The sequence below is a fragment of the Streptomyces sp. NPDC006450 genome (assembly GCF_040612195.1).
GTDB lineage: Bacteria > Actinomycetota > Actinomycetes > Streptomycetales > Streptomycetaceae > Streptomyces.
Genome location: NZ_JBEXPT010000220.1, coordinates 1 through 4660 on the forward strand (window position 1 = coordinate 1; position 4660 = coordinate 4660).

The window sequence follows — 4660 nt, forward strand, 5'->3', positions numbered from 1 at the left end:
GACTCTTCTGATGACCTTGGGCGTGCTGGCCGTCCTGGCCATGGCGTTCATCATGTTCGCCGGCTTCTGGACGGACTGGCTCTGGTTCCGCTCCGACGCGGGGCCCGCCGAGCGGGAGCACATCCTGCGGGACTCCGGCGCGGTGCTCGTCGACGTGGACTTCCAGCGGCGTGGAGACGCGGGGGCGGGAGCGGAGGTGGGGGCCGGGCAGCCGGCGCTGATTCTCTACACCTCCGGGACCACCGGGCCGCCCAAGGGGGTCGTCCTCACCGCCGAGGCCGTGGCCGCCGATCTCGACGCCCTCGCCGAAGCCTGGCAGTGGAGCGCCGAGGACACCCTCGTGCACGGTCTGCCGCTGTTCCACGTGCACGGACTCGTACTCGGGGTGCTCGGCGCGCTCCGGACCGGAAGCCGGCTCGTGCACACCGGGCGGCCCACCCCGGAGGCCTACGCGGCGGCCGGGGGCAGCCTGTACTTCGGGGTGCCGACCGTGTGGTCCCGTATCGCGGGGGCTCCGGCGGCCGCCGCCGCGCTGGGCGGGGCCCGGCTGCTCGTCTCCGGCAGTGCCGCGCTGCCCGCGCCGGTCTTCCGGGACCTGGAGCGGCTGACGGGGCTGCGGCCCGTGGAACGGTACGGGATGACCGAGACGCTGATCACCCTGAGCGGGCGCGCGGGCGGGGAGGTGCGGCCCGGTACGGTCGGCACCCCGCTCCGGGGCATCGGTACGCGGATCGTGGCGGAGGCGGGCGCAGAGATCGGCGAACTCCAGCTGACCGGGCCGACGCTGTTCTCCGGGTACCTGGGCCGGCCCGAGGCCACGGCCGCCGCATATACGGAAGACGGGTGGTTCCGTACGGGCGACATCGCGGCCGTCGACGAGGCCGACGGAGTCCACCGGATCGTCGGACGGGCCTCCATCGACATGATCAAGTCGGGCGGGTACCGGATCGGTGCCGGCGAGATCGAGAACGCGCTGCTGGATCACCCCAAGGTGAGCGAGGCGGCGGTGGTGGGGCTGCCGGACGCGGATCTCGGGCAGCGGATCGTGGCCTTCGTGGTGGCCGAGGGCGTCACGGGTCCGGAACTGACGGACTTCGTCGCCGCGCACCTGTCGGTGCACAAGCGGCCGCGCGAGGTGCGGTTCGTCGCGGCGATTCCGCGCAATGCGATGGGCAAGCCGCAGAAGAAGCTGCTGCTGCTGGGCGATGCCTGACGGTGCGAGCCTCCCCAGGTGACCTCCTCGGGGTGTGCCTCCTCCGCGGGGAGGCGGGCGGGCCTCCCTCGGCGTGCCTCCCCCCGGGGGTTCCGGCTCCGCTCCGGCCGGAGCAGCGGAGGTGCTCGGAAAAGGGCAACGGGTCTTTCGGGCGGGGGAGGTAGCTTGCTCGCATGGACAAGACGGCTGATCAGGTCAGCGCCGACCGGCGGGCGCTGACAGCGGCCGCAGTGACCGTCGTGCTGTGGGCTTCCGCGTTCGTTTCGATCCGCTCGGCGGCCGCGTACTTCGGGCCCGGAGCGCTCGCGCTCGGACGCTTGCTGACAGCCTCGGTCGCGCTCGGGCTGGTCCTGGCCGTCCAGCGGGTACCGCCGCCGCCGAAGCAGGCGTGGCCCGGGATCCTGGTCTCCGGGGTGCTCTGGTTCGGGCTCTACATGGTGACGCTGAACTGGGGCGAGCAGCTCGTGGACGCCGGCACCGCGGCCATGATCGTCAACATCGGTCCGATCGTGATCGCCCTGCTCAGCGGCTGGCTGCTGAAGGAGGGTTTCCCGCCCATGCTGTTGGCGGGCATGGCGGTCTCCTTCGCCGGAGCGGTACTGGTCGGCCTGTCCACCTCGAACGGCGGTTCCGCCTCGCTGGGAGGGGTCCTGCTCTGCCTGGTCGCCGCGCTCACGTACGGGGCGGGGGTGGTCGCGCAGAAGCCGGCACTGGCGTACGCGAGCCCGATCCAGGTGACGACGTACGGCTGCTTCGTCGGTACGGCCGTCACCCTCCCCTTCGCGGGGCAGCTCGTCGACCAGCTTCCCGGGGCCCCGCTCGACGCCGTCCTCAACATGCTCTACCTGGGGCTGTTCCCGACCGCGCTCGCCTTCACCACCTGGTCGTACGCGCTGTCGCGGACCACCGCGGGCAAGATGGGCGCGACCACCTACGCGGTGCCCGCCGTCGTGGTGCTCATCGCCTGGATCGCCCTCGACGAGATCCCGGCCGCGCTGACCCTGCTCGGCGGTGCGGTCTGCCTGGCCGGCGTCGCCGTCTCCCGGAGGCGGCGGGGCATGGCCTAGGGCCTCTCCCGGTGTGTGGGCGCGTCCGTGTCTGCGTGAGAGTGCGCGGGCGTGGCGCTCACGTGAGGCGCAGGTCCACGAAGGGCACGGTGTCGCCGGGGAGGACGTAGCGGTCGACTTCGGTGAAGCCGGATCGGCGCGCGAAGCCGAGGCCCTCGGGGTTGGAGGCGAGGACCACGGTCTCGATCACCTCGGCGCCGAGGGTACGTGCCTGGGCGAGGGCGTAGGCGTACAGCTCTCGGCCGAAACCCCGTCCCCGGTGGGTGGGAAGGACGCGCGCGATCACGGTGGCGGTCGTGGAGCCTGCGGCGGGGGGCCGGACCGTCGTGCACCCGACGAGGGTGTCGCCGAGGTGGGCGACGTGCAGGACGTGGCGCGCGGAGCGCTCCCGTACGTCTTCGAGGGACAGGAGGGCCGTCGGGATGACCGTGTTGTGGACGTGCTGCCAGTCGTGCAGGGCGGCTTCGGAGGCGGCGTGCACCGGGTGGATGCGGAGAGCGGAAGCCGGCGGCGGGGTGTCCTGGGCGGCGGCGTCGAGGAGGACGCGGGCCAGGGCGGAGGGGGCGGAGAACATCGGCCAGTGGCCCGTGTCCAGGGTGACCAGCTGCCAGTCCGGGCCGGTGGACAGGAGTTTCGCCACGTCGGGGTGGGGTTCGGCACCGTCCAGCAGGCATTTGACGTAGGTCGCGGGGAGCTCGGCGAGCGGGTGGGTCAGTACGGCCGGTTCGGTGAGCGTGGCGCCCGGGTGCGGGGTCGCGCCGGCGAGGAGCCGGGCGATCTGCTCGGAGGTGAGGCCCTGGCCTTCGAAATCGGCGGCCTGCAGGGGAGGCCAGAAGCCGTTGTTCGCCGCGATGGAGGACTCCACGGCTGAGCGGCCGTCCGGCCAGCCGGAGACGAAGGATTCGTCGTGGGCGGGGACGCTGGCGTCGACGAAGACCACCCGGTTCAGGCGGGCGCCGATCCGCTCGGCGGCCTGGCCGACCGGGACGCCGGCGTAACTGTGGCCCACGAGGACCACATCGCGCAGACCGAGTTCGTCGATGGCGTCGACTATGTCCGTGACGTGCGTCTGCTGGCCGGCCGCGACGCCCTGCTTCTCCGCGAGGCCGGACAGGGTCAGCGCGTGGACCGCGTGGACCGCTTGGTCGTCGCCGTCCGTGGTGCGCAGTGCGGTGCGGAGTTCGGCGGCCACCTCGTCCCATGCCGCCGCGCCCAGCCACGTGCCTGCCACCAGTACGAATTCAGTCATGAACGTACGTTAATCGAACCGGATGTCGGCGCTGAGGGGCAGGTGATCGCTGGGGGTGGAGGGGAGCGTACGGACGCGGGTGACGGTCCCCGAGCGGGCCAGGATCTGGTCGATCCGGGCCAGGGGGAAGGCCGCGGGCCAGGTGAAGGCGAAGCCGGGGGCGGTGGTCGTCCTTGTCGCGCTTGCCGCGGTTGCGGCCAGGGCGGTGCGGACGGGGGCCAGGCCGCGGTCGTCGGCGGTGCCGTTGAGGTCCCCGAGCAGGACGACGCGGTCGGCGGGTTCCGCGGCGAGGGCGGCGCCGAGGAGCACGGCGCTCTCGTCACGGCGGGCCGAGCCGAAGCCGGAGGCGCCGAGGCGCAGGGAGGGCAGGTGGACGACGTAGACGGCGACGGGCCCCCCGGGGGTGGCGGCGGTGGCGCGCAGGCCGCGGTTCCAGTGCGGGTCGCCGGCGAGGGCCGGTGGCTTGATGTCGACGGGGCGGACGTCGGTGAGCGGGTACGTCGACCAGAGGCCGACCGTGCCGTGGGTGGCGTGGTGGGGGTAGTCGGCGGCGAGGGTGGCGGTGAAGGCCGTGATGGCGGTGGGGGTGAGTTCCTCGACGGCGATGAGGGAGGGGCGGGCGGCGGCGAGGGCCTTGGCCGTGCGGGACGGGTCCGGGTTCTCGTCGCTGATGTTGTGCTGGACGGTGGTGAGGGCGGGGCGGGCGGTGGTCGGTGCGGTGGGATGGGCGAGGTGGCCGCCGAACTGGCCCAGCCAGGCGGCGGTGGGGAGCAGGAGGGCCAGGGCGATGGCGGCGGAGCGGCGTCGGAGGGCCAGGGCCAGGAGGAGGGGGACGGCGAGGCCGAGCCAGGGGAGGAACGTCTCCAGCAAGCTGCCGGGACGGCCGGGGGTGTTGGGGACGAGGGAGGGGCGGGCGAGGAGTGCGGCGAGGAGTGCGGAGAGAAGAACGGGGGCGGGTACGCGGGCGAGTACGGGCAGGGCCTTCGTCCGGGCCGAGAGCCGGGGGAGCGGGCGGCGGCCGCGGCGGAGTGGTCGGCGGGGGAGGAGGGGGAGGAGGGGGAGGAGGTGGAGGACTTCCCGGTGGAGCTGGGGGCCTTCGCGGAGCGCGGCTGGCTCGTGGACGAGGCGGAG

The 4660-nt window shown here is 73.5% G+C and carries 4 protein-coding genes and 1 pseudogene; 2 read left to right on the forward strand and 3 right to left on the reverse strand.

Annotated features, from left to right (window positions below):
* The coding region (locus ABZY57_RS31990) for an AMP-binding protein (protein ID WP_356517926.1) at positions 1-1213 on the forward strand (1213 nt) is incomplete at its 5' end.
* Positions 1214-1386: 173 nt separating this feature from the next.
* Positions 1387-2280, forward strand: a complete 894-nt coding sequence (locus tag ABZY57_RS31995; protein ID WP_356517928.1) for a DMT family transporter — start codon at positions 1387-1389, stop codon at positions 2278-2280.
* Between the two features lie 58 nt (positions 2281-2338).
* Here the strand turns inward: ABZY57_RS31995 and ABZY57_RS32000 are convergent, their stop codons facing one another.
* The 3 genes and pseudogenes from ABZY57_RS32000 to ABZY57_RS32010 all read right to left on the reverse strand — a co-directional run bounded on the left by ABZY57_RS32000 (position 2339) and on the right by ABZY57_RS32010 (position 4507).
* Entirely contained in the window at positions 2339-2770 is a 432-nt protein-coding gene (locus tag ABZY57_RS32000) for a GNAT family N-acetyltransferase (RefSeq protein ID WP_356517930.1), read from the reverse strand.
* Positions 2771-2806: 36 nt separating this feature from the next.
* Positions 2807-3529, reverse strand: a pseudogene (locus tag ABZY57_RS32005) (alpha/beta fold hydrolase); the annotation flags it as partial.
* A 9-nt stretch (positions 3530-3538) separates the two neighbouring features.
* Positions 3539-4507, reverse strand: coding sequence for an endonuclease/exonuclease/phosphatase family protein (locus ABZY57_RS32010; protein WP_356517932.1), 969 nt, complete (start codon positions 4505-4507; stop codon positions 3539-3541).
* Positions 4508-4660 lie beyond the last annotated feature (153 nt).